Below are 4,469 nucleotides of genomic sequence, written 5' to 3' on the forward strand. Positions count from 1 at the left end.
GTTGCTTTCATCAGGCTCAATCTGTACGTAAAGATAGATTTGCAGTACTGGCTCGACAATCCATTCCTTGAACCTCCTGAACCAGCTCCCGAATATCGGCAGGGGGTCCTTTTTCCAGAATATAGCTGAACCATCGCCTGAACATATTTGCAAGCCGGCATTTGGAAATGCTATTTTTATTTAGGACAGTATTGATTTCATTCAGTTATCAGAGATAATTGAAACTCGTTTATTCGTAACTTGTAACTAAAAAAATGTTTAGTTATCACTCGGCATAACGAAAAGAATATTAAAATAAAAAATATTATGGCTCTTTATTACGAACTACCCATTTACAAAGCTTGTTACCAACTGTTGTTGGATCTGTTCCGAATGACACGGAATTTCAACCGCGAGTACAAATACACCATCGGACAGGATATCAAGACCAATGCCATGAATATGGTCATGTTTATTTTCAAAGCCAATTCGTCGGTAGACAAGACTTCGGATCTGCTGGCATTGAATGACAGTTTCGAACTACTTAAATTAGAGCTCAGGCTTTGCGTCGATATGAAACTTATCTCTCCGTCGCAGCAAGCCGGAGTTTGGGAGCAGATGGATGTGATAGGACGACAACTTACAGGATGGCGAAAATCGAGTGCCGCCAACGTGGTGAACAATCAGGGCAAATCATTGAGAAACTAATGATATACAAACGGGTATCAGTTGCTTACAAGGTAAATACATCAATGCCGGAATCTGCAGGGGCAAGCCCCGGCGGAGTGAGCGAAAATAAATATATTAACTCGATAGCCCACCGGAGGTTTTATACTCCTTCGGTAAATCATGTTGCCGGATGCCCGGTAAACAGCAATACTGCGGATACGTGTATCGGTGCGGGATCAATCAGTGGCTATTTACAACTGCGTACTAACAACTACTGGAGTAGTACCGAGTACAGTGGTACCTACGCATGGCGCTGGAACTTCAACAACCAGTATGCGAACAGGAACAATAAGACGAACAACAACTATGTGCGTTGTGTCAGGAGATGATAAAAAGGAATGTAATAAAAATGGAGTATGGCGGCTGATACCTTGGTTTGTAAAAAGAAAAAGAATAGAAATGAGATCGAATGGCTATTATAGGACGACAATAAAGAGTAAGTACTTTTGGTATAACAGATAAAGTATACAAACGGGTATCGGCTGCTTACAAGGTAAATACATCAATGCCGGAATCTGCAGGGGCAAGCCCCGGCGGAGTGAGCGAAAATAAATATATTAACTCGATAGCCCACCGGAGGTTTTATACTCCTTCGGTAAATCATGTTGCCGGATGCCCGGTAAACAGCAATACCGCGGATACGTGTATCGGTGCGGGATCAATCAGTGGCTATTTACAACTGCGTACTAGCAACTACTGGAGTAGTACCGAGTACAGTGGTACCATCGCATGGAACTGGAACTTCAACAACCAGTATGCGAACAGGAACAATAAGACGAACAACAACTATGTGCGTTGTGTCAGGAGATGATAAAAAAGGAATGTAATAAAAATGGAGTATGGCGGCTGATACCTTGGTTTGTAAACAAAATAAAATAAAAAAATGAGCCAACTAACTTTGAACTTCGAGGAAAACGACACTTTTAAAGATCATGTATGTGAGCCGGGCGAAATAGCTCTGTCCGATATGTTCGAGGCATATTATTGTTGTCGCAAAAATAAGCGCAAGACAGGCAATGCCCTGAAATTTGAACTGGATTATGAAAATAATCTCATACAACTCTGGAGGGAGATTAACGCTGGCAGTTATCGTGTAGGCCGCAGTATAGCCTTTATCGTAGAAAAACCTGTCAAGCGGGAAATATTCGCCGGCGATTTTCGCGACCGGGTGATACATCATCTTATAATCAATAAATTCATTCATTTGTTCGAGAAAGATTTTATCTATGACAGTTACAGTTGCCGTAAAGGGCGCGGTACACTGTTTGGGGTAAAACGTGTAGACCGTTTCATACGTGCCTGTTCCGAAAACTATACCCGCGATTGTTATGTCTTGAAAATGGATATACAGGGATTTTTTATGAGCATCCGTCGCGATATATTATTTGACAAACTACACGAACTGATCGGCTGCAACTATCATGAACCCGATAGGGATCTGTTATTGTCTTTGGTATATAAGGTCGTGATGAACGACTGTACACAAAGTTGCATAATAAAAAGTAGCCGCCGAAAGTGGGAAGGTTTGCCGTCAAACAAAAGCCTATTCGGACAACAGGGAAAAATGCGCGGACTGCCTATCGGAAACCTGACGAGCCAGATATTCGGTAATTTCTATTTAAGTTCGTTCGACCATTTTATCAAATCGGAACATGGTATCCGCTATTATGCGCGATATGTGGATGATTTTGTAATTGTTCATCCCAATAAAACATTCCTGCGAAACCTGATTCCCGTAATCAGGGATTTCCTCCGCAATGAACTCGACCTAGTGTTGCATCCCAAGAAGATACAACTGCAACATTATAGCAAGGGAACCAAATTTACAGGAGCATTTATTATGCCCGGACGCATATATATTGATAAACGGACAAAGAATAACTTGTATCAATCCGTTCGAAAGTGGAATCACCGTGTAAGGCAGACCGATACACGCCTCGAATACGGTAAAGTGCAGCATCTGCAATCGTCCGTCAATTCCTATTTGGGTTTTATGCGCCATTACCGTACATACAGGTTGCGCAAAAAGATATTGTATTCGATGTCGGCAAAGTTTGACCGTTATCTGCATCCTGCAAACGATTATACCAAACTGGTGAATATTTCGCCGGTACCCAATAAATTTTATGAAGATAATAATAATTAAGATATCTATGATAAGAAAATTTTTCATAAGTATTTCCTTTTGTCTTGCCGGTATATGCAGCCTTGCTGCCCAACAGGTACAACTGCAATCGCCGCCCTTGGCAAATAAAGACGCCAGACTCTATTATTTTTCGGGGGCGAAGGTCGATTCCTTATTGTCCGTGGTAGACGCTTCGGGTAAGGCTACCTTCAATATTCCGCTAACCGATTACCGGGGTATGGCGGCATTGGTTGTTCCCGGTGCGGGCGGAGTGGAATTAGTCGTTGCCGAAGCTGTTGTTTCGGTCCGGTGCGATGCTTCCGAGCTGAATACCGAAACTGTCAGTTTCTCCGGTTCCAAAGAAAATTCCTTCCTCAAATATATCTTTACAAACCAGAGCCGCTATGTGCAGCAGCAGGCTTGGCTACAGGCAGGCAACCAGCTATTCGATGCCGGTTCGCCTGTCCTGTCGGCTATTCAGCCCGAACAGGCAAAAGTAGAGGCTGCAATGCAGGCCTTAGATAAAGAGATTAACTCATCTTCCCTCTATTCGGCTAAATATTACCGTCTGGTCGATTTTATGAACCGCCTTTTCGACACCGAACAAAAACGGGATAGCGAAAGGGCTGCCTTTATCCGCAAGGAAATGGAGGAAACACTGGATATTGCTTCTCTATATACATCGGGGCAGTTGTGGGGCAGCGTATTGAACTTCTATATCAGCTTGTTCAACCATACCGCCGGAGAAGATAAGCAACAGCAATATGCAGCTTCAATACAGCGCACATTGCAACGGCTGCCCGCCCCTTATTACGAAGCCTTCTTGGCAGGTTGCATCACCGAGACGGAGCGTTTCGGTTGGCGTGAGGCGCAGGATGGTATCCTCGCTGCGGTTCATCCCCGTTTCGCACCTTCCATCGGAAACCTTCAACGGGCATTAGGTGCATACCGTGCCAAAAACAGCAAAGCCATGCCCGACATTGCGGGACTGAGCCGCACAATGGAGCCCCACTCCCGAACATTAGTCGCTTTCTACGATTCAGATTGTGCAAGCTGTGTCAATGAAATGTTCCGCCTGATAGTGCTTTATCCCCAACTGAAAGAAAAAGGTATCCGGGTGGTATCCATCGCTGCCGATACGGACAAAAAGAAGTATGAGAACGGCATCAAAGACTTCCAATGGAAAGATAAACTGTGTGATTTCAAAGGATTTGAGGGAGAGAATTTCTTGAATTACAATGTGGTGGGTTCTCCGTCTTTTTATTTGTTGGATAAGGATAATAAGTTAGAGGGGATGTATTTTGCAGTGGGAGAGGTTATAGAAGGTGAGTTATGAATGATGAGTGAAAAGTTTAAAGCTAAATATTCAGATGCAAAATAAGAAGTAATAAGCTAAGCAAAGTGAAGTGAAAATCAGGAAATTGGGAAACAGTGTCCTTTGGGGCATTACCATAGTTCATACATTTATTCACAAACTAAAAATGAAGCTTATGATTGATTTTGTAACGAAAATGAAAGACGAGGCTTTGCGGAGTCTCAGATGTATTGAAAATGGTACTGGCAGCAGCATCATTGAGAAATCACGCGAAGCAATCCTCTTACTGGAAGATACTTTGGACAGGCTCAAAGTATTTAT

At 43.1% G+C, this 4,469-nt stretch carries 5 protein-coding genes; all 5 read left to right on the top strand.

Going from position 1 to position 4,469, the window contains the following annotated elements; all coding sequences use genetic code 11:
- Positions 1-306 precede the first annotated feature (306 nt).
- On the top strand, positions 307-687 hold the full coding sequence (locus tag D0T84_RS21420) for a four helix bundle protein (protein ID WP_163309968.1): 381 nt from the start codon (positions 307-309) through the stop codon (positions 685-687).
- On the top strand, positions 627-1,037 hold the full coding sequence (locus D0T84_RS21425) for a DUF1566 domain-containing protein (protein ID WP_163309969.1): 411 nt from the start codon (positions 627-629) through the stop codon (positions 1,035-1,037). Before D0T84_RS21420 ends, D0T84_RS21425 begins: the two co-directional genes overlap by 61 nt.
- A 176-nt stretch (positions 1,038-1,213) precedes the next feature.
- The gene (locus D0T84_RS21430; protein ID WP_163309970.1) at positions 1,214-1,519 is read left to right on the top strand and encodes a DUF1566 domain-containing protein; all 306 of its coding nucleotides are present in this window, start codon (positions 1,214-1,216) and stop codon (positions 1,517-1,519) included.
- Positions 1,520-1,591: 72 nt separating this feature from the next.
- Entirely contained in the window at positions 1,592-2,854 is a 1,263-nt protein-coding gene (locus D0T84_RS21435) for an RNA-directed DNA polymerase (RefSeq protein ID WP_163309971.1), read from the top strand.
- Between the two features lie 7 nt (positions 2,855-2,861).
- Positions 2,862-4,169 carry a thioredoxin family protein gene (locus D0T84_RS21440; protein WP_163309972.1) on the top strand — a complete coding sequence of 436 codons (1,308 nt, stop codon included), beginning with the start codon at positions 2,862-2,864 and terminating at the stop codon, positions 4,167-4,169.
- Positions 4,170-4,469: the final 300 nt, after the last annotated feature.

The sequence above is a fragment of the Dysgonomonas sp. 521 genome (assembly GCF_010501055.1).
Taxonomy (GTDB): domain Bacteria; phylum Bacteroidota; class Bacteroidia; order Bacteroidales; family Dysgonomonadaceae; genus Dysgonomonas.

What these genes read in the sequence shown, in the direction of transcription:
- D0T84_RS21420 (WP_163309968.1), top strand. Translation starts at nt 307, where the DNA reads ATGGCTCTTTATTACGAACTACCCATTTACAAAGCTTGTTACCAACTG.
- D0T84_RS21425 (WP_163309969.1), top strand. Translation starts at nt 627, where the DNA reads ATGGCGAAAATCGAGTGCCGCCAACGTGGTGAACAATCAGGGCAAATC.
- D0T84_RS21430 (WP_163309970.1), top strand. Translation starts at nt 1,214, where the DNA reads ATGCCGGAATCTGCAGGGGCAAGCCCCGGCGGAGTGAGCGAAAATAAA.
- D0T84_RS21435 (WP_163309971.1), top strand. Translation starts at nt 1,592, where the DNA reads ATGAGCCAACTAACTTTGAACTTCGAGGAAAACGACACTTTTAAAGAT.
- D0T84_RS21440 (WP_163309972.1), top strand. Translation starts at nt 2,862, where the DNA reads ATGATAAGAAAATTTTTCATAAGTATTTCCTTTTGTCTTGCCGGTATA.